This is a genomic window from Acidovorax radicis (assembly GCF_020510705.1).
Lineage (GTDB): Bacteria > Pseudomonadota > Gammaproteobacteria > Burkholderiales > Burkholderiaceae_C > Acidovorax > Acidovorax radicis_A.
On record NZ_CP075184.1, the window covers coordinates 4,702,004 to 4,723,925 of the forward strand.

The following is a 21,922-nucleotide window of genomic DNA, read 5'->3' on the forward strand; positions in this document are numbered from 1 at the left end:
GAAGCGGCTCAGGGGGTGCTTCATTTATTTGCCTCCCTTGCGCACAAATAGACCTTGCGGGCGCCAGATCAGGATCACGATCATGAGGCTGTACACAATGAAAGCGCCGAGTTTGGGGATGTAGTACTTGCCCGCCACGTCGGCAATGCCCAGCAGCAGCGCGGCCAGCAGCGGGCCGGTGATGGACGAGGTGCCACCCACGGCCACCACGATCAAAAAGTAGATCATGAACTTGAGCGGGAAGCTCGGGTCGAGCCCCAGCACTTCAGCGCCCAGCGCACCGCCCAAGCCCGCGAGGCCAGAGCCAAAGGCAAAGGTGGACAAAAACACGATGTTCACGTTGATGCCCATGCCGGCCGCCACGCGCTGGTCGTCCACGCTGGCGCGCAGGCGGCTGCCGAAGCGGGTTTTGGTGAGCACATATTGCAGGCCTACAGTGAGCGCTGCGCACACCGCAATGATGAACAGGCGGTAGTGCCCCATGCCCAGCATCAACGCGCCCTCACCGATCTCGGTGCGGCCCTTGAGCCATTCGGGCAACTGCATGATCTGCTGCGTGGAGCCCACAAAATAGTCCACGCTGGCCACGGCCATGAACACGAGACCGATCGAGAAAAGCACCTGGTCCAGATGGGACTTGTGATAGAGCGGCCGGTACAGGGTGCGCTCCAGCACCCCACCCAGCAAGGCCGAGCCCAGGAAGGCCAGGGGCAGGCACACAAGAAACGGCACATTCAGCCGCTGCATCAGCAGCACCGTGATGTAGCCCCCCGCCATGGCGAAAGCCCCGTGCGCCAGGTTGATGAAGTTCATCAGCCCCATGGTCACGGCCAAACCCACCGCCAGAATGAACAGCAGCATGCCGTAGGCAACGCCGTCAAAAAGAATGGTCAGCATGAAAACACTTCAATGAAGACAAAAATGGACTACCGCACTGAGGCAGTGGAGGTGCCACGAACTGCCAAGGCGCTGCACTCAAGCTCCCCGCCTCGGCTTCGACAGGCTCAGCCCGAGTGGATCTAGAGAGACCCCCGCTCGCAACTACGGGCGCGCCCTGGGCCAGTGCCGCCGTGCAAGGGCCGCCCCGCCGCAGGGGCGGCGTCCCCTGTAGGGGGAAGGCGCGCAGCGCCTCAGGGGGCTACTTGGTTTTGCCAGGGTCCTTCACATCCTTGATCATGTCGAACTCCACGTTGTACAGCTGGCCGTTCACGCGCTCCACCTTGCGCAGATAAACGTCCTGCACGATGTCACGCGTCTGCGCGTCGATGAACACCTTGCCGCGCGGGCTCTCGAAGACCTGGCCCTTCATGGCCGCCAGCAGCGCATCGCCGCCGCCTGCACCCTTGGTGGTCTTGAGCGCTTCATAGATCACGCGCATGCCGTCGTAGCCACCCACGGCCATGAAATTGGGGCGCAGGCCTTTGTTGGCCTTTTCGAAGGCTTCGACAAATTTTTTGTTCTGCGGCGAGGGGTGCGCGGCCGAGTAATGGTGCGAAGTGACCACGCCCAGCGCGCCGTCGCCCATGTCGTTGAGCTGGTCGTCATCGGTCACATCGCCGGTGGCGATCAGCTTGATGCCGGCCTTGTCGAGCCCACGCTCCAGAAACTGCTTCATCACCGCCGCACCCGCACCCGATGGCACAAAAACGAACAGGGCATCGGGCTTGGCATCACGCACTTTTTGCAAGAAAGGAGCGAAGTCGGGGTTACGCAGCGGCACCCGCAGCGCCTCAGTGACCTGGCCGCCGTTGAAAGCCAGGCGCTGGTTGAAATATTTCTCGGCATCAATGCCGGGGCCGTAATCGCTCACCAGCGTGACCACCTTCTTGATGCCGTTCTTGGGTGCCCAGTCGGCCAGCGCCACCGACACCTGCGGCAGCGTGAAGCTGGTGCGCACCACGTACGGCGATGCTTCGGTAATGCTGGACGTTGCGGCCGCCATCACCACCAGAGGGGTTTTGGACTGTGTGGCCAGCGGTGCGGTCGCCATGGCCGACGGCGTGATGCCCATGCCGGCCAGCACATTGACCTTCTCGTTCACCACCAGCTCTTGCGCCATGCGCCGCGTCACGTCAGGCAGGCTGGTGTCGTCTTTGACGATGAGCTGCACCTTCTTGCCAGCCACTGTGTCGCCGTTCTGTGCCATGTAAAGCCGGGCAGCCGCTTCGATCTGGCGGCCGGTGGTGGCTTGCTGGCCCGTCATGGGCAGGATCAGGCCGATCTTGAACACATTGTCTTGCGCCGATGCGGGCAGCACGGCCAGTCCGGTCGCCAATGCCATGGCCGCAGCGGCCGAAGCACGAAGAAGGTGGCGTTTTTGCATCGTTGTCTCCTGTGAAAGTCTTTGTATACAGCAATTGTTGCGCGGAGTTTGGCGGGGGCTGCGCTATTGCACAAGCGGGAATTTGAGCATTCAGGTATCACCAAATGCAATATCCCGAAGCACGGGACGGCGATACCGCACAGCACCCAGACTCAGGAACGATCGCGTATCAGTTGCACGCCCGGGAGCCCCTGCCCCTGCGGGGCCTGCACGGCCGCCAGCAGGTTGCGCCGGGTGATGCGGGAGTGCTCGCGCATCAGTGCCTCGGCGCGCGCGCCTTCGCGCCGCTCGATGGCGTCGAGCGCCTGGCGATGCTGGTCTTGGGCCACCACGAGCATGTCGCGCGCCTGGGTGGACCCGGTCTCCACCACCACAAAGGCCGAAGGCGACGCAAAGGGCAGCCCCTTGACCCGGTCCAGCTCACGCGCGATCACATCGCTGCCCATCATGCGGCTGAGCAGCGAATGAAACTGCGCATTGAGCGCCACATAGCCGGAAAACCCCTCATCATCCAGCGTGGCCGGCACCAATAGGGCGTCAATGGCATCAAGGCACGCGTGCGCCTCGGCCATCACGGCCGGCGCCACACCGCGCTCGGCAGCCAGACGCGCCGCCAAGCCTTCCATCGTGCCCCGCAGTTCGATGGCGTCTGCCACGTCGCTCTCTGAGAACGTGCGCACCGCATAACCCCCGCCCGGCAAGCTGTGCAGCAGCCCTTCCTGCTCCAGGCGCATGAGCGCTGCACGCACAGGCGTGCGCGAAACCCCCAGCTTGTCCACCAGCGTCAACTCGGCGATCCGCGCGCCGCCGGGCAGCTCGCCCGCCAGCACCATCTCACGCAACCTCAGTTGGGCCTTGACGGCCTGCGAAACCCCTGCCTCGGCAGCCAGGGGTGGGAACGCGTCTTCATTCAGATGCATGGAAGGTGGTCAAAAAAAAGGGCTCGGCAGCGACACGGCGATGACGCAGATGGGCACGAAAGGGCAATGAAATCGCAACGGCTGAATGTATACAGAACCAACCAATAATTCATCACCCCACCCAATAGAAATCATACAAAACAACAACTTACCAGATATGCCAAGGCGATATAGCTGTTGTGTTTGTTTTTTATGTATACAACGACGGACCGTTTTTGGACAATTCAGCAAAACCCTCAAGCGGGCCCACCCCAGGCACTGCTGAAGTTCTACCCCACGACTGGAGAGAGACAACTATGTACCCCAAGAACGCCTGGTATGTCGCCTGCACCCCCGACGAAATCGCCGACAAGCCCCTGGGTCGCACCATCTGCGGCGAAAAAATGGTGTTTTATCGCCCGGCGCCCGACAAAGTGGCCGCGCTCGATGATTTCTGCCCCCATCGGGGCGCCCCCCTGTCGCTGGGCAAAGTGTGTGATGGCGAGCTGATGTGTGGCTACCACGGCCTGCGCGTGGGGTGCGACGGCAAAGCCGTCTCCATGCCCGGGCAGCGCGTGCAGGGGTTTCCGCGCTCGCGCAGCTTTCCGGTGGAAGAACGCTATGGCTTCATCTGGGTGTGGCCGGGCGACGCTGCGCAAGCCGACCCCGCCAAGATCCACCACCTGCCCTGGGCCAACAACCCCGAGTGGGCCTATGGCGGCGGGCTGTACCACATTGCCTGCGACTACCGCCTGATGATCGACAACCTGATGGACCTCACGCACGAGACCTATGTGCACTCCACCAGCATCGGCCAGAAGGAAATCGACGAGGTGCCTTGCAAGACGCGCGTGGAGGGCGACGAGGTGATCACCAGCCGCTTCATGGAAGGCATCGAGGCCCCGCCGTTCTGGAAGATGGCGCTGCGCATGAACGGCCTGCCCGACGACCAGCTGGTGGACCGCTGGCAGATCTGCCACTTCACGCCGCCCAGCCATGTGCTGATCGAAGTGGGCGTGGCGCTGGCAGGCCATGGCGGCTATGACGCGCCGGCCGACAAGAAGGCATCGAGCATCGTGGTCGACTTCATCACGCCCGAGACCGACACCTCCATCCACTACTTCTGGGGCATGGCGCGCAACTTCAAGCCGCAGGACCCATCGCTCACCACCCAGATCCGTGACGGTCAGGGCAAGATCTTTGCCGAAGACCAGCAGATGCTGGAGCTGCAGCAGGAGAACCTGCTGCGTTACCCCGACCGCAAGCTGCTCATGCTCAACATCGATGCCGGTGGCGTGCAGTCGCGCAAGATCCTGGACCGCCTGCTGACCGCCGAGCGCGCACCTGTCGCAGCACAGGGAGTGGCCGCATGACCGCGCAGGAGACCCTGCAGGTCCGCGTCGTCAAGAAGCAGACCGAAGCCGAAGGCATCGCCAGCTATGAGCTGGCGCGCGTGGATGGCGCTGCGCTGCCGCCCTTCAGCGCGGGCTCGCACATCGACGTGCACATGCCTGGTGGGCTGACACGGCAGTATTCGCTGTGCAACGCCTCGCACGAGTCGCACCGCTACCGCATCGCCGTGTTGCGCGACGCGGCATCGCGCGGCGGCTCGGTCGCCATGCACGACAGCGTGCATGAGGGCGACGTGATCACCATCAGCACGCCACGCAACCACTTTGCCCTGCACCCTGCACAGCGCACCCTGCTGCTGGCGGGCGGCATTGGCGTCACGCCGCTGCTGTGCATGGCCGACCGGCTGGCGCGCACGGGTGCCGACTTTGCACTGCACTACTGCACCCGCTCGGCCGAGCGCACAGCATTTGCCGCCGAAATTGCCGCATCGGCGATTGCACTCCACGCCCACTTTCACTTTGATGCGGGCGCCCCCGAGCAAAAACTGGACACCGCCGCCGTGCTGGCCGCTCCTGGCCCTGACAAGCGCCTGTATGTGTGCGGCCCGGCAGGCTTCATCGACCATGTGGTGACCACCGCCAAGGCCCTGGGCTGGCCACAGGACCACATCCACCTCGAATACTTTGGCGCCCCCGCGCAGGACACCTCGGGCGACCAGGGCTTTGACGTGCGCATTGCCAGCACCGGCAAGATCTACCCCATTGCGCCCGATGTGTCGGTGGTGGAGGCGCTGCGCAAGGAGGGCATCGACATCCTCACATCGTGCGAGCAGGGCGTGTGTGGCACCTGCCTGACGCGCGTGCTGGAGGGCGAGGTGGACCACCGCGACATGTACCTGACCGACGAAGAAAAAGCCGCCAACGAGCAGTTCATGCCCTGCTGCTCGCGCGCGCGCAGCAAGCTGCTGGTGCTGGATTTGTAGAGCCGCACATTTTTCAACCCTGTTGAATCAGTCATGGGCAAGGGGTGCGTGGTGGCGGGTGCGCCGCACCCCAACGCCACTCGCGCAAGTGCACACAACGCGCCCAGCGCCGCCTTGGCTCACCGGGCGCCCTCCGGTCGTGGCGTCCAGCGCAGACCCCACCCCACAGAACGAGAAAACCGCCGCCATGGGACGCAGCGCGTGGTCGCAGCGGCCAACACCGTGATTTGCTAAGAGTCAGCTAAGACTTCATGTTGACAATGCCGCGGTCGCCACTGCCGCACCCAAGCTGTCACCATGTCTCTCGACGCTGCTCTTTTCCTGTCGATCAATGGTTCGACGACGTCGCCGCATTGGTTAACGGCTCTGGCTCTTTTTGCCACCCACCCACTGCCACAACTGCTGGCGGGGGTGATCGCCGGGGCGTTCATCACGGGCAATCACCAAACCAGGCAGCGCGTGCTTCGCATGCTTGTCGCGATGGCCATCGCCTGGTTGCTGGCGTGGATGGGCAAGCATTTCATCCCGGTCGACCGGCCATTTGTTGCGGGCTTGGGCAAACAGTGGCTGCCGCACGCAGCAACCCATTCGTTACCCAGCGCGCATGCGAGTGTCGCTTTCGCGCTTGCAACGGTCGTTTTGTTAATGATGCGGCAGGCGCACTGGGCCGCTCTGGCCGTGCTGGCCGTTTTTGCTGCCTCACTCATCGCCTGGAGCCGCGTGTATCTCGGGCTGCACTACCCCTCCGACGTGATGGCCGGTGCCTTGGCAGGCGCCGCAAGCGGCTGGCTCGCATGGCGGCTCTCATTCACCGACCCACTGCCATCGGCCAACGCCAAGGTGCCCACATGACCGGAAATCCCCGCGTGGCTCGTGCCAAACAGCCCACAGAGGTCAGTTCTCCGTTGCCCTGCAAGATTCCGCTCGGGGTCACAAGTGACATCCATCTCGACGTGTGCACCGACGCCCTCGCACAGACGGCATCAGCATCGCGCGAATTCGGCTCTGTCTCCTGCATCGTTCCGTGCCACAACGAAGTACGCAACCTGGAGCAATTGCTTCCGCAGCTTCGCGACACGCTCCAGGCGTGCTGCAGTTCGTGGGAGGTGATTTTGGTGGACGACGGAAGCTCGGATTCAAGCAGCCTGGTGCTTGCCAAGTGGGCGCAAGCGCCTGGGTTTCGAGCCCTCCTGCTGTCACGCAATTTTGGCAAAGAGGCCGCACTGACAGCCGGGCTGGAGGCAGCGCAAGGCGACGCCGTCGTGATGATGGATGCCGACCTGCAACACCCCCCCGCACTCATCCCCACCTTCTTGCAGCACTGGCGCCAGGGCCGTGACGTGGTTTATGCGCTGCGAGAAGACCGAGACGACGAAAGTCCCTTCAAACGCCTGGGGACTCGCTGGTTCTACCACCTGGTGAATGTCGCAGCCCGATTCCAAGTGCCCGCCAACGCTGGCGACTTCCGGCTGATGGATCGCTCCGTCGTGAAGGCCCTGCTCTCACTGCCAGAGCGCAACCGCTTCATGAAAGGCCTTTACGCATGGGTCGGTTTCGATGCGGTGGCCGTCCCCTATGCGCCAGACGCGCGATTGCACGGCAAGACGACGTACAACGCCTGGAGTCTGATTCGGCTGTCGATCGATGGCCTGACCGCCTTCACCACCTGGCCGCTGCGCGCCGTCAGTTTGCTGGGCTTCGTGCTGGCTTTTTTTGCCCTGCTGTATGGCGCCTACTTGACCGCAGCCTATATGGTGTCCGGCCACGACGTCAGCGGTTGGACCACCATTGTGGTCGGCCTGATGGGGTTCTCGGGCATCCAGCTCCTTTCGCTCGGGGTTGTGGGCGAATACGTGGGCCACATCGCCGAAGAGGTCAAGGCGCGCCCTGTCTACATCGTCAAGCGTGAACTGGGCCGCGGCCTCAAAAAGGCCGATTGATGAAGACCCTTCAACGCATCGCCGGTTATGGGCTCACAGCGAGTGTCCTTTGCATGGTGGCCTGGGTCACTTTCACCTTGTGGGCACGCCCCTTGATGCTGCCCGATGAGGGGCGCTATGTCGGCGTGGCCTGGGAAATGCTGCGCTCCGGTGAATGGCTCACGCCCACACTCAACGGCCTGCCCTACTTCCACAAGCCGCCGCTCTTCTACTGGATCACCGCCGCTTCGATGTGGCTCTGGGGCCCACATGAATGGGCGGCCCGCGTGGCATCGCTGCTCGGCGCAGCGCTCGGCGCCACCGCCATGTATGCATTCACCCGCCGATGGTCCGGCGAGCGGGCGGCCCGCGCCGGTCTCGTGGTGTTGCTCGCCCAGCCGCTGTGGCTCGTTGCGGGGCAGTTTGCCAACCTGGACATGCTGGTGGCTGGCTGCATCAGCGCCACCATCGTGCTGCTGGCCCATGCGGTTTTGCTGGCCGATCACGGCAAACCCTGGCGTGCGGTACTGACGGGCGCCTGGACCATGGCGGCCCTCGGTGTGCTGGCCAAAGGGCTGATCGGCTTCGTGCTTCCAGCGATGGTGATCTTCGTCTGGCTCGTTCTGCAAAGGCGGTGGCGCAGCCTGTTTTCACTGTTGTGGTGGCCAGGAATATTGATCTTTCTGGTCCTGACGGCTCCCTGGTTTGTCGCCATGCAGCAGCGGTTTCCTGATTTTCTGGATTACTTCTTTGTCGTCCAGCATTTCAAGCGATTCGCGCAGGGCGGGTTCAACAACGTGATGCCGTTCTGGTTCTATCCCGTGGTGCTCTGCATCAGTTTTCTGCCCTGGCTGCCGTGGCTGGTGCGGTCCGTCAGGCCCAAAGACGCCGCATCCGCCACGCAGCAGGCCATTCGGCTGCTCATGCTGGTCTGGCCCATCCTGGTGGTGGCTTTCTTCTCGCTACCGAAATCGAAGTTGCTGGGCTACGTGCTGCCGGCGGTCCCGCCGCTGGCATTCATGGCAGCAGACGGGTTTCTATCGAATGGGCCGTTGTCGCGTGGGGCCTTGCGCCTATGGTGGGGCGGTGCGGGCTTGGCAAGCGTTTTGTCGCTGGGCATGCTGACCTGGCTCACCGCGCACCCCACACACTACAACAAGTCCACACAGGATTTTGCCGTGGTGCTAAAGGCTCAGCGCTCCCCCGAGGAGCCCATTGTCATGCTCGACAGCTACTATTTCGATCTGCCGTTTTATGCACGGCTGACAACACCCGTCACCCTCTCTGACCATTGGGATGACCCCGATCTTCACCGGCGAGACAATCAACGCAAGGAGTTGGCCGATGCCGGCCAGTTCGACAAAGCCGCAGCGGATGGCCGGCTCATACTGCCCGATGCACTGCCCGCGCTGCTGTGCCGATCACCCACCACCTGGGTGCTGGGTCCGACCTCCGCGCCGGATCGCTACCCGTTCCTGGCGGCGGCAACCGACATGCGGCACCACAACGGAACCACACTGTGGCGTGTCGACACCAGCAGCCCCGCGATGGCTAGCGCGCTGGGTTGCGTTTGAACGCCCAGTGGCGGCTGAGCAGGTACGTGCCACCCGCCACTGCGACGAGCACACCGCCAAGCACCAGGTCATACCGCAGGCCGCTCCAATGCAGCAGCAGGGCATACACCACTTCGTTGATGCTGAATCCCCCGGCGGAGATGGCAAAAAACCGCAGCGCAGACCGCCACAATGGTGCACCATGGCTACGGAACGTCCAGCGGTGGTGCCCTGAAAAGGAAACGCTGAAGGCGATCAGCCAGCCCAGCACATTGGCCAGCAATGGCCGCCAGCCAGCATGCTCCACCAACATCACCACCACCCCCCAATGAACGGCAGCAGCAGCGGTCCCCACCAGAACAAACCAGGCGATGTGCCCGTGCGCATTGAGGAGCCTGCCGATGCCGACCTTGACGGAGCGAATGTGGATTGGGGAGCGCATGAAGTCGCTGAGCATAGCCGCTCGCTGTGCATCGCCGTGGACGACTTCGGCCTGCATGCCGGCGTCTGTGAGGCTGCGCTGCAGCTCGCGCTGCTTGGACGCACACAAGCCATCAGTTGCATGGTGGGCGCACCCGCCTGGGCCCAGTGGGCTCCCAAACTTCGGGGCCTTGACCCCTGCCAGACCGAGACCGGCCTGCACCTGGATCTGACGCAGCACCCGATCCTCCTGCGGCCACAGGGGATTGGTTCGCTCATCGTGCGCAGCTGGTTGCGCACGCTCGATCGCACACAGGTGCGCGCTGAAATCCAGGCCCAACTCGACGCATTCGAGCACCACACAGGCCAACCGCCCGCGTACGTGGATGGGCATCAGCATGTTCACCAGTTTCCGGTCGTGCGGGATGAACTACTGGCTCAATTGCAAAAGCGTTACGCGGGGTGTCTGCCGTGGCTGAGAAACACCGCGCGCTATGGCGCCAATAGGCCACAAACGCCAGCAAGGCCCTGGCGGGAAGCGCTGAAACCCTGGCTCTTGGAAACCCTGGGGGCTGCCGCACTGGCGCGACAGGCGCGGGCACAGGGCTTTCGCCAGAACGATCACCTGCTGGGGGTCTACGACTTCACCGGCGGTGAAGAAAGCTACGCCCGTTGGGCACAGCACTGGTTGGTGGCCAGCCGCAGCGGTGATCTGTGGATGTGCCACCCCGGCGTGGGCACCCACCCCCAGGCCCCTCTCACCCAGGCGCGCCAGCATGAATACCGGGTGCTGTCTGGCCACCCATTGGGCGCGCTGCTCAGGCAGGAAGGCATCCGCCTCGAACCCCTGGGCCAAACGCTCCGGCGAAGCGCTGCGACTTGCGGGCACGGCGGCCTCCCGGCTTGAGGCAACACGCCACGGCGATGCGTGGGCTGACAGACCCGGGCCGGGGCTGTTCGGCGTTGCAGCGTTTCAACGGCAGCGCAACACAAGGGGGCCAGATCCCATGGGCCCGTTGGCCCATGAAAAAAGCCACCCGAAGGTCAATGCCAGTCAGTTAAGCCCTGGCTGGCATTTTCTTTGGAGGGTACTTGCTGCGCGTGGAGCGCTTGACCTCGCGAGGGAAACTTCGGCCTTGCCTGCGTGGCGGCAGCACGAAGTGCCTTGCCTCGTCCATCAGCCACTGCAGGTGCTGCGGCACCACACCAGCGCGCGCCAGGTGCACGCTGCGCAGCACCCCGACGATGGCATGGCGCGCCGTGTGAAAGCTGATGCGCACGGGCTCCACCTTGGCGTGCTGCGCCATCAGCCGCATGCACCTGCGCAGCAGTGTGTGGGCGATCAGGACACCCCAGACCTCCTGCATGACCAGCTCGGGCTGGCGGCTGCGCAGCACGCTGTGGCTTTGCTGCAGTGACTGCTTGATCTCACGAAACCCCAGCTCGATCTCCCAGCGCTGGCGGTACAGCTGCACCAGCTGCTGTGCATCAAACCGCTGGGCGTCCAGCATGGAAGTGATGAAGCGCCTGGGTTTGCCATCGACCAGCGTCTGCACCATACGGGCCTGCCAATGGCTGGGCAACTCGGGGCGTAGCTGTCTGGCCCTTTGCGACACAGGCATACGGATCAGCCAGTCGCTCTCACCCAGGGTTTGCTCCACTTCGTGGCGCAGGTTGTCCCTGGCGCGCATGAGCCAATGGCGCTCGCTTCCTGCACTTTGCCAGTCCAGCAAGAAGGCTGCAGAAAAGTACGCGCGGTCAAACAGCGTGATCGAGTCATCCAGCCCGCACAGTCCAGCAGCCAGCGTCAGCTCCCCTTGGTGGTAGTCGCCCAGTTGAGCATCAAGCAGTTCGTGGCTGTCGGTGTCCAGCAGGCACACCGCGCGAACCATGGGCCAGGGCTGCGGGCCGTACTGCGTGTGTCCGCTGCCCAGCACCTGGCGGTTGTCCGCGCTGTCGGGAGCCGACCAAACCACGCCATCGACGGCCAGCACGCGCAAGCTGTCGGGGTGCACCGGGTGGGCGCGTCCCCAGGCCTGGGTGAGCAGGCCAAACAAGTGTGCCAGCGGCTCGGCGCCCAGCCTCTGGCGGGCCTGCACGCTGGCACTGGGTGCGGGCAAGTCCTGTCCGTCCACGGTCAGTGCCATCTCTTGAACTACCTGCCACAGCGGCATCTGGCGCAACAGGGCCAGCCCAATCACCAGCCACACGGCATGCTCAGCGGGCAGCTTGCGACGCCGGATCGAGGCCTTGCCTGTGGCTTGCAATGCTTGCGCGATCCAGCTCGGATCGATCAAGGCGCTCAACTCAGCCATGCCGCCAGCGGGCAACTCGGCCAAGGTCTCATTGAAGATGGTTTGCAGTCGAGCAGACAAAAGAAAAAGGGATCGTGGTGAACACGTTCCCTTTTTACAGGCATTCAGCCTCGCCTGGGCTTAACTGACTGGCATTGGCCCAAAGGGCGCATTTTGCTATCTAAAATATAGCTGCAAGCGCTTGATAAATAAGCGCTGGCAGCCATTTTCGTTAAAAACTACTCTTCGGCAACCGTGCGAATCGTGTCGCGGCCATGGCGGTCTTTCAACCGGCCCAGGTCAGCGTCCAGCGCGCGGGCCAGCTTGTCTGCGGCGCCAATGAAGGCGTTGGCCATCTTGTCGGCATCGTCGGTCACGGTGACGGGCTGGCGACCGGTCACGCGCGCCTCGATGCGGCAGCGCTTGTCCTGCGCGCCCGACTTGCCCGCATCCAGATCGGACAGAAAAACCTCCAGCCGCGTCACATGGTCCTGAAAGCGCGACAACCGGCTCTTGGACTCATCCGTGATCCATTGCGCGAGCGATTCGCCGCCGTGGATGTGGTCATCGGTGTTGACTTGTACTTGCATAGTGATGCTCCTTGAGGTGGATTCCGGGAGGACGGGGCCGCCACGCCAGCAACGGCTGACAACCGTCCCGCGAACCTCCATCGTCGCACCTTTGGAGGGGGCTTCGGTAAGAACCTGTGAGTGCGCGGGTTTTGTCGCGCCTGTGTTTGCAACGGGCTCGCAATGGGCGTATTCGCCACGCGTGCGGCCTTGCACGGCACTTTCCTACAGACGGCGGGGCGCGCTGGTGCTACAAATTGAGGAACGCCTTCAACACCTGCATTGCAACCACCGCCCCTGAGCCCGAGTTGCCCGCAACCCTTACCCCATGTCCAACGACCGCCGCCTCAAGATTGGCCTGTCCGCCTGCTTTCAGCACGCCGACCCCGCTCGCCCCCTGTTCACGGGCAAAACGCTGCAATACGTCGAGCAATCCATCGCCCACTGGATCATGTCGGCCGGCGCCGTCGTGGTCATGGTGCCCTGCCCCACCGGGGCCACGGCGCGTGGCGACGTGACGCTGGACCACTACGCCGAATGGCTGGATGGCGTCGTCATGCATGGCGGGGCCGATGTCTGGCCCGGCAACTACGGCGAGGAGCCGCTGCGCGAAGAATGGCTGGGCGACCGCGTGCGCGACCTGTATGACCTGGCCGTAGTGAAAGCCTTTGCCCAGGTCGGCAAACCCATCTTTGGCGTCTGCCGCGGCCTGCAGCTCATCAACGTCGCGTTTGGCGGCGCCCTCTACCAAGACCTTCAGACCCAGCACCCGGGTGCCCAGCAGCACCGCAATGCCACAACGTACGACCAGCACTTTCACGACATCCATATCGTGCCCGGCACCCATCTGGCCCAGCTCTACCCCGACAAGCCGCGCGCGCGCGTCAACAGCATTCACCACCAGGGCATCAAACGCGTGGCGCCCGATTTTGTGGTGGAGGCGCTGAGCGAGCCCGACGGCGTGCCTGAAGCGATCCGCCTGCAGCCTGCGCCGGGCCGCAGCTACATCGCAGCCACGCAGTGGCACCCGGAGTTTCACAACGGGGCGACGAATGTGCTGGACGACACCGCCATCCTGCAGGACTTTCTGGCCGCCTGCACGCTCTCGCGCGATCGGCCACCGCCAAGCCCCCCGGCCCCCACGCTGCGCAACCGCGCATCGCGGCTGCTGCGGAGGGCGCTCACCAAACAGGGTTGAGCTGCCCCCACGCGTGTGCGCCCGCCATCTCAGACAAATGAGGCGCTTCGGGTTTCCGACCTTTGCTTTCACGGCTCCGTTGCGCACCTTCGATGCATAAATTTCGGGTGTTTTTTTGACTCTAGCGCTTACCTATAAAGCGCCTGCAGCTATCAAATTTGCTGAATGAGCCGTGCGTCTCAGACATCTCACCAACCCGTTCGGGCTGAGCTTGTCGACGCCAGAGCGCTCGTTGGGAACTGCCCTTCGGCGGGCTCAGGGCGAACGGGGTCGATCTGAGAGGTGTTGCGAATCAGAATCAGGCAAGAGCGGCGCCAGGGAGGGATGGCGCATCTGGAATACTCACACCCTGTGCAACCGCCTTGCGGGGGAACGAGGAGGTATGAGGAGGAAGGTTCTTTGCGACCCGCTCGAACAACCGCTTCATTCACCCCGCCGGACGACCCGCAAGAACGAAAGAAACGAGACAGCACCATGAGTATCTTCGACAGGTTTTTGGGCAGCGTGCGCAAGCCGACGGGCCGGCCCGAAGCCACCCCGACATCGCCACCAGCACCCGTGGAGCGGCGCCAGCGCAAACGCGTCAACGCGCGCAAAGGCGTCAAGGTGCTAATCATCGACGACTCTCCGACCGTCGTGGCCGTGCTGCGCAAGGCACTGCGCTCGGCAGGCTACGACACCCGCGAGGCCCTGGACGCCGAGCAAGGCCTCGCACTGATCGAACAGGACCCGCCCGAACTGATCTTCCTCGACATCATTCTGCCCGGCATGAACGGGTTCAACGCGCTGCGCACCATCCGCAAGATGCCCGCCTGGCAACACATCCCCGTGATCATGATCAGCGGCAACGAGCACGCTACCGAGCAGTTCTATGCCAACCGCATCGGCGCGGACGACTTCATGAAAAAGCCGTTCTCGCGCCATGAGATCTTTGCCCGCATTGAGGTGTTGCTCGACGGGCAGCACACCCCCCGACGCAGGGTGGACGCCGCGTCAACGTCCTCGCCCACTGCGGCCGCTCCAGCCACGCCCACCGCGCCCTGACTACGCCCCCCTGACATGCAGGCCGATCGCGCCGCTTTCTCAGCCGCGATCACATACAACGTAATCCGGGACGTCAAGCTGCAGGTGGTGCACAGACGCGCAGCGCCGCCGCCGTGGCCTGCAGGATCTCGTCCGAAAAGTCCGGATCGTCCACCGCGCGCGCCAGCACCATGGCGCCGACCATGCTCGCGTAGTCGGCCAGCGCGCGCTGGCGTTTGGCCGCCTTGGTACGGCCGGGCATCAGCGTAGCCAGGGCGTCCACCTGTTTTTGCACCCCATCGGTCACGGCCTGCCGCACGGCAGGGCCCTGGCGCGCGGCGTCGCTGCCCAGCGCGGCCAACAGGCAGCCGTGGCCAGGCGCGTCGCGATGTCGGGCTGACAGGTAAGCGGCTTCCACCGCACCCAGCGGGTCTTGCCCGTTGTGTGCAGCGTCGCGCGCCAGCGCAGCCCAAGCGTTGTACAGCTTGCCCAGCGCGCGTTCGGCGGCCTGCGCCATGAGGTCGTCCTTGGATGCAAAGTGGCCATAGAAGCCGCCGTGCGTCAGCCCCGCGCTCTTCATGAGGTCGGCCACGCCAATGCCATCGAAACCTTTCTCGCGGAACAGCTGCGCGGCCGTTTCCAGGATGCGCTCGCGGTTTTCTGCCATCTGTTCCTTGCTGACTTTCATCGCATTCCCTTTGTTTGCTGCGCTGTCTGAAATCACCTGCTTGACATTTTAAATGATGGTCGTCATATAATTCAAACATGATGATCATCATGTAAAACATCTTTCGCCTTTTTCTGTTTTCTTCAGGAGCCTTTCATGTCCACTGCTGCATCCCATTCATCCCGCACCTCTATGCCCTCCCTGGGCACGGCTGTTGTCACCGGCGCATCGTCCGGCATAGGGGCGGTGTATGCCGACCGCCTGGCCCGGCGCGGCTATGACCTGGTGCTGGTGGCCCGCGACACTGCGCGCCTGACGGCTCTGGCCGACCGCCTGGCCCGCGAAACCGGCGTGCGCACCGAGGTGCTGCAGGCCGACCTGACCAACCCCGCCGACCGGTTCCGCGTGGAGCAGCGCCTGCAGTCGGACGCCAGCATCACCTTGCTGCTCAACAACGCAGGCATGGCCGTGAGCGGCACGTTCCTCGACTCGGACATCGATGCGGTGGAACGCATGATTGCGCTCAATGTGGTGGCGCCCACGCGGCTTGCAGCGGCCGTGGCCAAGGGGTTTGTGGCGCGCAAGGCGGGCACGCTGATCAACATCGCATCGGTGCTGGCGCTGGTGCCCGAGATGTTCAGCGGTACCTACAGCGGCACCAAGGCCTATGTGCTCAACCTCTCCAAATCACTGCAGGTCGAACTGGGCCGCCACGGCGTGCGCGTGCAGGCGGTGCTGCCGGGCGCTACACGCACCGAGATCTGGGACCGCGCGGGCACGCCCATCGCCCATCTGCCGCAAGACATGCTGATGGACGTGGACACCATGGTGGACGCAGCGCTGGCGGGCCTGGACCAGGGTGAGGAGGTGACCATCCCGTCGCTAGAAGCCGTGCACGAATGGACCGCCCTGGAAGACGCCCGCCGCGCGCTGGGCCCCTTCCTGTCGCTGCGCGACCCGGCACGCCGCTACCAGGCCGCCGCTGCCGCCTAACCCGCAACACACTCCACCAAGCGCCACACCATCCCCCCGAAAGGCATCGCCATGAAAGCCCTGATCACCGCCTATGCCCGCTCGCCCTTTCACTTTGCGCGCAAGGGCGCGCTGGCCGACATGCGCCCTGACACCCTGGCCGCGCAGGTGGTCACCGGCCTGCTGCAGCGCACCGGCATTGACCCCGCCACGCTCGAAGACGTGATTGCCGGCTGCGCCTACCCCGAGGCGGCGCAGGGCAACAACATCGCGCGCATCGTGTCGCTGCTCGCGGGCCTGCCGCAGGAGCTGGGCGGCATGACGGTCAACCGCTTCTGCGGCTCGTCCATGTCGGCCCTCCACATCGCCGCCGCGCAGATCGAGGCGGGCCTGGGCGAGGCATACCTGTGCATCGGCGTCGAGTCGATGACCATGGTGCCGCAGGGCGGCTTCAACTTCTCGCCCCACCCCGCGCTGTACGAACACAGCGACGCCTACATCAGCATGGGCGAGACGGCCGAGAACGTGGCGCAACGCTACGCGGTGACGCGCACCGACCAGGAGGCGCTGGCCGTGGCATCGCACCGCAAGGCGGCCGCCGCGCGCGACGCAGGTCGCCTGCAGGCGGAGATCGTGCCGATCACGCTGGCATCCGGCGACATGGTGGCGCAGGACGGCTGCATCCGCCCCGGCACCACGCCCGAAGCCCTGGCCGCGTTGCGCCCTGCGTTCAGGGACGATGGCATGGTCACCGCAGGCACCTCATCGCCATTGACCGACGGCGCCGTGGCCGTTCTGGTCACCACCGAGGCCTACGCCACGCGCCATAGCCTCGCGCCCCTGGCTCGCATCCTGGCCATGGCGACCGCAGGCGTGGACCCCGCCTACATGGGCATGGGCCCGGTGCCCGCCACACGCAAGGCACTCGCGCGCGCAGGCATTGCGGCGCAAGACCTGGATGTGGTGGAAATCAACGAAGCGTTTGGATCACAGGCCCTGGCCTGCATCCGCGAACTGGGCCTGCGCGAGGACGCGATCAACCTTGACGGTGGCGGCCTGGCCATCGGCCATCCGCTCGGCGCCACAGGCGCGCGCATCACCGGCAAGGCGGCGGCGCTGCTGCAGCGGGAGAAGGGCCGCTATGCGCTGGCAACGCAGTGCATAGGCGGCGGGCAGGGGATTGCGACGGTGCTGGGGGCCGTGTAGCAATCTGCCGTGATCAGTGCTGGTGTCCGTGCGCCCCGTGCACATGCCGGTGCGCAATTTCTTCTGCGCTGGCAGCGCGCACGTCGGTGACCTTGCAGCTGAACTTCAGCGCCTGCCCCGCCAGCGGGTGGTTGCCGTCCAGGTGCACTTCGGGGCCCTTGATCTTGACGACGTTGAAGACGGCGGGCTGGCCGTCGCTGCCCACGCCCTGCAGCTGGCCGCCGACCTTCACGCCCGGGGGGAACTCGGCTTTGGGGATCGTGCGCACCAGGCTTTCATCGCGCGCGCCGAAGGCGTCTTCCACGGCCAGGTCCAGCGCGGTGCTGAAGCCCACAGTCTGGCCGTCGAGAGCGGCTTCAACCTTGGGGAAGATGTTCTCATAGCCACCGTGCAGGTACGACAGGCTGCCGCCATCCAGCGGCTTGCCCTGCGGCGTGGTGACTTTGTAGGTGATGGTGACGGCGGAGTCTTTGGTGATGTTCATGTTGGTCGTTTCGGTGGGATGGCGCGCCCGTCGCGCCATCGCAAGCCGCCATTGTCGGCGAACCCGCGTGCGGCCCCGGCGCGGCGGGCCGGCCCGCCGTGCACGGCTGCCTCCACGCCCCGCGCCTGCTCAACCACGACCACGGCCCGCTGTCGCGGGCCTGCTGCAACCTGGTCACAAAAGATGCCCGGGGCTCGCCCTGACCCAGCAGGTCGCATAGGCCGCCTTGCACCCGGCAGTGGTGCCCGATCGGTAAAAAGGGCAAACTCTCCAGGCCCCGCCAACACATGTGGGGCCCCAAGGAGAAAGCCATGTACCAACGCATCCTGGTGCCGATCGACGGCAGTCCCACGTCCCTGCAGGGTCTGGCGGAAGCCATACGCTTGGCGGGCCTTACAGGCGGACAGCTGCGCCTGCTGCACATGGTCGATGCGCTGTCATTGACGATGGCCATGGGCGCCTATGGAGCCTTCAGCGGCGACGTCTATGACACATTGCAAAAAGATGGGAAAAGAATCCTGGACGACGGCCGCCAGCAGGCACTGGCCGCAGGAGTCGCGGCGGACATGGTGCTTGAAGAAGGCCTGAGCCACCGCCTGGCCGACCTGGTGCTGGAGCAGGTGAAAACATGGTCGGCAGACCTGGTGGTGCTGGGCACACACGGGCGGCGCGGCATAGGCCGCATGCTGCTGGGCAGCGACGCCGAGCAAGTAGTGCGCACCTGTCCAGTCCCTGTGTTGCTGGTGCGCGGCTCGGACGCCTTGCCGCCAGGCTGAGGCCGATCTTCCACCGCAGCGGCGCAAGGCACGCAACCGCATCATGCTGGGCCAATGCGCGTCGTGCGCGTGGCGGTGCGCAATCTCTTCGGTGCGCGTGGCGTGCATGTCCGCCACTATGCCCCCTGGCATCGAAGTGCAGCGCCTGGCTGCCAGTGAAGGGTTGCCATCCGGATGCACTTCGGGCGCACTGAACCCTGACCACGCTGCCCACCTACGGCCGCCATCCCTACACACACCCTGGAGAAACCGGCACTGGCAACGGTGCACACCGGCACTCGTTGCAAGCACCAAAGCCGGTTCCACGGCAAGGTCGAGCGTGGTGCTGAAGCCCAAGGATCGCCTTGTGGTGCCGCTTCGACCTTGGAGAAGGGGGAGGTTCCGGGTCTCCATGCCGGCAGGACCGACGACCTGCGTGGAGCGGTCTGCCCTCGGGCTCGGCGACCTGGTAGACGCCCGTCAGGCGCCCACAACGCTCAGACCGCCACCGCAGGCGCGGCAGCAGAGCAAGGCACCTCTTCCTCCGTCTGCCCCGGATAGCGCGCAAACCGCCGCGCTTCGGTGCCGTGCACCGGATCCTGCTCGGCCCAGGGCCAGCCACCGAACTGGGTGCGGCGGTAGTCGTTCATGGCCTGCATGATCTCGGCCTGCGTGTTCATCACGAAGGGGCCGTATTGCGCCACCGTTTCACCGATCGGACGGCCCTGCAGCACCAGGCATTCGACGGCGGTGGTACCAGTGTTGGTCAGGGTCCAGTCCTCGGTGGCCCGCACCTGCAGCGCGGCGTGGCGGTCCACGTCTTGCGGGCCGACGCGCAGGCTGTCGCCCACGAAGAAGTACAGCATGCGCTGCGTGTTCTCGCCTTTCGCTGCAGGCAACGTCCATTCGGCGCCGGGCTCCAGGCGCAGCGTCCAGATGGCCACGTCGCCCTCGGACTGTGAGGCCCACGACTCGGGCGGCGGCGACAGCGGATCGGGCGCGCCGGGCAGCGCGCCGGCCACTACCGTCACCGTGGTGGCACGGCCCGCCGCATCGTGGTGCACTAGGCGCGGGATGCGCTCGTTCCACAGCATGGTGAAGTGCGGCTCGACCATCTTGTTCTTGGCGGGCAGGTTCAGCCAGATCTGAAACAGCTCCAGCGGGTTGGGCTCTGTGGCGTTGAGCAGCGGGAACATCTCGGAGTGCACGATGCCCTTGCCCGCTGTGACCCACTGCACATCGCCTCCGCCAAAGCGCGCGGCGGCGCCCAGCGAGTCGGAATGGTCGATGAGGCCCTTGCGCACCAGGGTCACGGTTTCAAAGCCCCGGTGCGGGTGGCCTGGAAAGCCGGGCACGGTGTCGCCGTGGTACATGCTCCAGCCGTCCTTGCGGCTGAAGTCGCTGCCGATCTGGCGGTCTTCGATGGGCACGGCCGGGCCCAACGCGGCGTTGCCTGCGGGGTAGGCGTCGTCGTGGTGGGCGCAGAAAAGAAACGGGTCGAGCGTGGGCCACTGCGGGCCCAGCAGCTGGGCGCGCACGATGGGCACCAGGGCGGCAGCGGCAGGTGTGGACGACGACATACGAAGGCTCCTCGTGTTGTGCACCGCCACTATCGGACGGCATGCTGGCGGAATATGGGGCCAATAGTGCCGCAGCGAAAGTGCGCCGGGTGGAACAGTGCGGTGCGTGAGGCAGGACAATGGCGCTGCAGCCGCCCCGCGTCGGCACCTTGATATTTGGGTGAAATTGGCCTGAAGCGCTTATTTAACAAGCGTAAGCAGCTATCAATTTAAAAGCATTAAGAGCATTTTCCACGCACATCACGCCCTATCGTTCACGGACTCACGGGTGTGTTGCCCGCGCCTCCACCACCTGCCGTGGCGCGGGGCGCAGCGCCAGGCCGCCCAACAGCGCAGCCACCAGCGCCCCTGCGGCTGCCGCCCAGAATGCCAGCTGATAGCCTGCCTGCAAGGCGGTCTGCGCGGTCGCACCGGCATCGCGCAAGGCCACCGTGCGCGCATCGGCCATGCTGGCCAGGATGGCCAGGCCCAAAGCGCCGCCCATCATGAAGGCGGTGTTGACCACGCCCGAGGCCAGGCCCGAGTCCTCGGGCTTCACATCCCCCATGGCGGCAAGCAACAGTGGGTTGAGCGCAATGCCCGCCCCCACGCCCAGCAACAGCATGCCGGGCAGCACATGCAGCACAAAACGGCCGTCCACGGGTGCCAGCGCAAACAGCGCCAGGCCCACGGTGGCCAGCAGCAGCCCCCAGCCCAGCGTGCTGCGGATGCCATAGCGCATCACCACCCAGGCCGACAGCCCCAGCGAGCAACCCGCCATGATGAGGTTGGAGGGCAAGAACGCCAGCCCCACCTGCATCGCGTCGTAGCCCAGCACCCGCTGCATATAAAGCGCCGACAGGAAGAACCACGCAAACATCCCCGCCGCCCACAAAACGCCCACCACGTTGGAGATGGCCAGATTGCGCAGCCGCAGCAAGGCCAGCGGCACCAGCGGCGCGGCCACATGCGATTCGATGAAGAGAAACGCCGCCAACAACACGGCGGACGTACCCAGCAGCCCCAGCGACTGCAGCGACGCCCAGCCCGACTCGTTGCCGTTGACGATGGCATACACCGCCAGCATCAGCGACGCGGTGATGGTGACAGCGCCCGCCACGTCCAGCCGCTGCCCATGAGCCTGCCCCTTGCCGCCCGGCAGCAGCGCCAGGCAGGCCAGGTAGATGGCCACGCCGACGGGGATGTTGACCAGAAAGATCCAGTGCCAGCTCAACGCGCTGGTGAGTACCCCGCCCAGCAGTACGCCAATGCTTCCGCCACCGGCACACACAAAACCATAGACACCCATGGCCCGCGCACGCTCGCCCGGCTCGGTGAACAAATTCATGATGAGCGACAGCGCCACGGCCGACACCACGGCGCCACCCACGCCCTGCACCGCACGTGCCGCCACCAGCAGCCCCTGCGTGTGGGCCAGCCCGCAGGCCAGCGATGCCACGGTGAACAGCGTGATGCCCGCCAGAAACAGCCGCCGGTGTCCATACAGGTCGCCTAGCCGCCCACCCAGCAGCAGGCAGCCGCCAAAGGTCAGCATGTAGGCGTTGACCACCCACACCAGCGACGTTTCGGTGAAGCCCAGGTCGGCCTTGATGCTGGGCAGCGCGACGTTCACGATGGTGGTGTCGAGCACGATCATGAGTTCGCCGAGGCACAGCAGGATGAGTGCGGGCCAGCGTGCGCGGCCTTCGATGCGGAGGGTCATGGGACGGTGGAAGTCAAAAGAGA

General features: G+C 64.8%; 21 protein-coding genes. 11 read left to right on the plus strand and 10 right to left on the minus strand.

Annotated features, from left to right (window positions below; translation table 11 throughout):
• Positions 1–24 precede the first annotated feature (24 nt).
• The 3 genes from KI609_RS21560 to KI609_RS21570 all read right to left on the minus strand — a co-directional run bounded on the left by KI609_RS21560 (position 25) and on the right by KI609_RS21570 (position 3,243).
• Positions 25–897, minus strand: a complete 873-nt coding sequence (locus KI609_RS21560; RefSeq protein ID WP_226445564.1) for a branched-chain amino acid ABC transporter permease — start codon at positions 895–897, stop codon at positions 25–27.
• Positions 898–1,138: 241 nt separating this feature from the next.
• Entirely contained in the window at positions 1,139–2,323 is a 1,185-nt protein-coding gene (locus KI609_RS21565) for an ABC transporter substrate-binding protein (protein ID WP_226445565.1), read from the minus strand.
• Positions 2,324–2,475: 152 nt separating this feature from the next.
• Positions 2,476–3,243: a GntR family transcriptional regulator gene (locus KI609_RS21570; RefSeq protein ID WP_226445566.1), complete on the minus strand. Its 768-nt coding sequence runs from the start codon at positions 3,241–3,243 to the stop codon at positions 2,476–2,478.
• Between the two features lie 296 nt (positions 3,244–3,539).
• Here KI609_RS21570 and KI609_RS21575 point away from each other — a divergent pair, with 296 nt between their 5' ends.
• From KI609_RS21575 to KI609_RS21595, 5 genes are all read left to right on the plus strand, one after another.
• Positions 3,540–4,595: an aromatic ring-hydroxylating oxygenase subunit alpha gene (locus KI609_RS21575; protein WP_226445567.1), complete on the plus strand. Its 1,056-nt coding sequence runs from the start codon at positions 3,540–3,542 to the stop codon at positions 4,593–4,595.
• On the plus strand, positions 4,592–5,557 hold the full coding sequence (locus tag KI609_RS21580) for a PDR/VanB family oxidoreductase (protein WP_226445568.1): 966 nt from the start codon (positions 4,592–4,594) through the stop codon (positions 5,555–5,557). The genes KI609_RS21575 and KI609_RS21580 overlap by 4 nt, the downstream gene beginning before the upstream one ends.
• Positions 5,558–5,854: 297 nt before the next feature.
• Positions 5,855–6,409, plus strand: coding sequence for a phosphatase PAP2 family protein (locus tag KI609_RS21585; RefSeq protein ID WP_226445569.1), 555 nt, complete (start codon positions 5,855–5,857; stop codon positions 6,407–6,409).
• A complete protein-coding gene (locus KI609_RS21590) occupies positions 6,406–7,497 on the plus strand; it encodes a glycosyltransferase family 2 protein (protein WP_226445570.1) in 1,092 nt (363 codons plus the stop codon). The genes KI609_RS21585 and KI609_RS21590 overlap by 4 nt, the downstream gene beginning before the upstream one ends.
• The gene (locus KI609_RS21595; protein WP_226445571.1) at positions 7,497–9,050 is read left to right on the plus strand and encodes an ArnT family glycosyltransferase; all 1,554 of its coding nucleotides are present in this window, start codon (positions 7,497–7,499) and stop codon (positions 9,048–9,050) included. Before KI609_RS21590 ends, KI609_RS21595 begins: the two co-directional genes overlap by 1 nt.
• Here KI609_RS21595 and KI609_RS21600 read toward each other — a convergent pair.
• A complete protein-coding gene (locus KI609_RS21600) occupies positions 9,028–9,342 on the minus strand; it encodes a GtrA family protein (protein WP_319003118.1) in 315 nt (104 codons plus the stop codon). The two genes, KI609_RS21595 and KI609_RS21600, sit on opposite strands and share 23 nt — an antisense overlap.
• Before the next feature lie 15 nt (positions 9,343–9,357).
• Here KI609_RS21600 and KI609_RS21605 point away from each other — a divergent pair, with 15 nt between their 5' ends.
• Complete coding sequence (locus tag KI609_RS21605; RefSeq protein WP_226445573.1) at positions 9,358–10,356, plus strand: ChbG/HpnK family deacetylase; 999 nt, start codon at positions 9,358–9,360, stop codon at positions 10,354–10,356.
• Positions 10,357–10,507: 151 nt separating this feature from the next.
• Here KI609_RS21605 and KI609_RS21610 read toward each other — a convergent pair whose 3' ends face one another.
• Both KI609_RS21610 and KI609_RS21615 read right to left on the minus strand, forming a co-directional pair.
• A complete protein-coding gene (locus KI609_RS21610) occupies positions 10,508–11,824 on the minus strand; it encodes an IS4 family transposase (protein WP_226445574.1) in 1,317 nt (438 codons plus the stop codon).
• A 158-nt stretch (positions 11,825–11,982) separates the two neighbouring features.
• Entirely contained in the window at positions 11,983–12,333 is a 351-nt protein-coding gene (locus KI609_RS21615; RefSeq protein WP_226445575.1) for an HPF/RaiA family ribosome-associated protein, read from the minus strand.
• Between the two features lie 307 nt (positions 12,334–12,640).
• Here KI609_RS21615 and KI609_RS21620 point away from each other — a divergent pair, with 307 nt between their 5' ends.
• On the plus strand, positions 12,641–13,510 hold the full coding sequence (locus KI609_RS21620) for a gamma-glutamyl-gamma-aminobutyrate hydrolase family protein (protein ID WP_226445576.1): 870 nt from the start codon (positions 12,641–12,643) through the stop codon (positions 13,508–13,510).
• 474 nt (positions 13,511–13,984) lie between these two features.
• Positions 13,985–14,554: a response regulator gene (locus KI609_RS21625; protein ID WP_226445577.1), complete on the plus strand. Its 570-nt coding sequence runs from the start codon at positions 13,985–13,987 to the stop codon at positions 14,552–14,554.
• A gap of 73 nt (positions 14,555–14,627) precedes the next feature.
• Here the strand turns inward: KI609_RS21625 and KI609_RS21630 are convergent, their stop codons facing one another.
• A complete protein-coding gene (locus KI609_RS21630) occupies positions 14,628–15,221 on the minus strand; it encodes a TetR/AcrR family transcriptional regulator (RefSeq protein WP_226445578.1) in 594 nt (197 codons plus the stop codon).
• Positions 15,222–15,356: 135 nt separating this feature from the next.
• On the opposite strand from KI609_RS21630, the gene KI609_RS21635 reads away from it, so the two are divergent.
• Entirely contained in the window at positions 15,357–16,193 is an 837-nt protein-coding gene (locus KI609_RS21635) for an SDR family NAD(P)-dependent oxidoreductase (protein WP_226445579.1), read from the plus strand.
• 51 nt (positions 16,194–16,244) lie between these two features.
• On the plus strand, positions 16,245–17,378 hold the full coding sequence (locus KI609_RS21640; RefSeq protein ID WP_226445580.1) for a thiolase family protein: 1,134 nt from the start codon (positions 16,245–16,247) through the stop codon (positions 17,376–17,378).
• A 13-nt stretch (positions 17,379–17,391) separates the two neighbouring features.
• Here the strand turns inward: KI609_RS21640 and KI609_RS21645 are convergent, their stop codons facing one another.
• Positions 17,392–17,862: an FKBP-type peptidyl-prolyl cis-trans isomerase gene (locus KI609_RS21645; protein WP_226445581.1), complete on the minus strand. Its 471-nt coding sequence runs from the start codon at positions 17,860–17,862 to the stop codon at positions 17,392–17,394.
• 311 nt (positions 17,863–18,173) lie between these two features.
• On the opposite strand from KI609_RS21645, the gene KI609_RS21650 reads away from it, so the two are divergent.
• A complete protein-coding gene (locus KI609_RS21650) occupies positions 18,174–18,638 on the plus strand; it encodes a universal stress protein (RefSeq protein ID WP_226445582.1) in 465 nt (154 codons plus the stop codon).
• Positions 18,639–19,114: 476 nt separating this feature from the next.
• On the opposite strand, the gene KI609_RS21655 is transcribed toward KI609_RS21650, so the two are convergent.
• Together KI609_RS21655 and KI609_RS21660 are read right to left on the minus strand one after the other, a co-directional pair.
• On the minus strand, positions 19,115–20,197 hold the full coding sequence (locus KI609_RS21655) for a pirin family protein (protein ID WP_226445583.1): 1,083 nt from the start codon (positions 20,195–20,197) through the stop codon (positions 19,115–19,117).
• 262 nt (positions 20,198–20,459) lie between these two features.
• Positions 20,460–21,899, minus strand: coding sequence for an MFS transporter (locus tag KI609_RS21660; RefSeq protein WP_226445584.1), 1,440 nt, complete (start codon positions 21,897–21,899; stop codon positions 20,460–20,462).
• Between the last annotated feature and the right edge of the window lie 23 nt (positions 21,900–21,922).

Excerpts from the sequence above, each read along its gene's own strand:
- KI609_RS21600 (WP_319003118.1), bottom strand. The coding sequence starts at position 9,342 with ATGTTGGTGGAGCATGCTGGCTGGCGGCCATTGCTGGCCAATGTGCTG.
- KI609_RS21660 (WP_226445584.1), bottom strand. The coding sequence starts at position 21,899 with ATGACCCTCCGCATCGAAGGCCGCGCACGCTGGCCCGCACTCATCCTG.
- KI609_RS21615 (WP_226445575.1), bottom strand. The coding sequence starts at position 12,333 with ATGCAAGTACAAGTCAACACCGATGACCACATCCACGGCGGCGAATCG.
- KI609_RS21575 (WP_226445567.1), top strand. The coding sequence starts at position 3,540 with ATGTACCCCAAGAACGCCTGGTATGTCGCCTGCACCCCCGACGAAATC.
- KI609_RS21640 (WP_226445580.1), top strand. The coding sequence starts at position 16,245 with ATGAAAGCCCTGATCACCGCCTATGCCCGCTCGCCCTTTCACTTTGCG.
- KI609_RS21565 (WP_226445565.1), bottom strand. The coding sequence starts at position 2,323 with ATGCAAAAACGCCACCTTCTTCGTGCTTCGGCCGCTGCGGCCATGGCA.
- KI609_RS21650 (WP_226445582.1), top strand. The coding sequence starts at position 18,174 with ATGTACCAACGCATCCTGGTGCCGATCGACGGCAGTCCCACGTCCCTG.
- KI609_RS21560 (WP_226445564.1), bottom strand. The coding sequence starts at position 897 with ATGCTGACCATTCTTTTTGACGGCGTTGCCTACGGCATGCTGCTGTTC.
- KI609_RS21625 (WP_226445577.1), top strand. The coding sequence starts at position 13,985 with ATGAGTATCTTCGACAGGTTTTTGGGCAGCGTGCGCAAGCCGACGGGC.
- KI609_RS21645 (WP_226445581.1), bottom strand. The coding sequence starts at position 17,862 with ATGAACATCACCAAAGACTCCGCCGTCACCATCACCTACAAAGTCACC.
- KI609_RS21595 (WP_226445571.1), top strand. The coding sequence starts at position 7,497 with ATGAAGACCCTTCAACGCATCGCCGGTTATGGGCTCACAGCGAGTGTC.
- KI609_RS21580 (WP_226445568.1), top strand. The coding sequence starts at position 4,592 with ATGACCGCGCAGGAGACCCTGCAGGTCCGCGTCGTCAAGAAGCAGACC.
- KI609_RS21630 (WP_226445578.1), bottom strand. The coding sequence starts at position 15,221 with ATGAAAGTCAGCAAGGAACAGATGGCAGAAAACCGCGAGCGCATCCTG.
- KI609_RS21635 (WP_226445579.1), top strand. The coding sequence starts at position 15,357 with ATGTCCACTGCTGCATCCCATTCATCCCGCACCTCTATGCCCTCCCTG.
- KI609_RS21585 (WP_226445569.1), top strand. The coding sequence starts at position 5,855 with ATGTCTCTCGACGCTGCTCTTTTCCTGTCGATCAATGGTTCGACGACG.
- KI609_RS21655 (WP_226445583.1), bottom strand. The coding sequence starts at position 20,197 with ATGTCGTCGTCCACACCTGCCGCTGCCGCCCTGGTGCCCATCGTGCGC.
- KI609_RS21620 (WP_226445576.1), top strand. The coding sequence starts at position 12,641 with ATGTCCAACGACCGCCGCCTCAAGATTGGCCTGTCCGCCTGCTTTCAG.
- KI609_RS21570 (WP_226445566.1), bottom strand. The coding sequence starts at position 3,243 with ATGCATCTGAATGAAGACGCGTTCCCACCCCTGGCTGCCGAGGCAGGG.
- KI609_RS21605 (WP_226445573.1), top strand. The coding sequence starts at position 9,358 with ATGAACGGCAGCAGCAGCGGTCCCCACCAGAACAAACCAGGCGATGTG.
- KI609_RS21590 (WP_226445570.1), top strand. The coding sequence starts at position 6,406 with ATGACCGGAAATCCCCGCGTGGCTCGTGCCAAACAGCCCACAGAGGTC.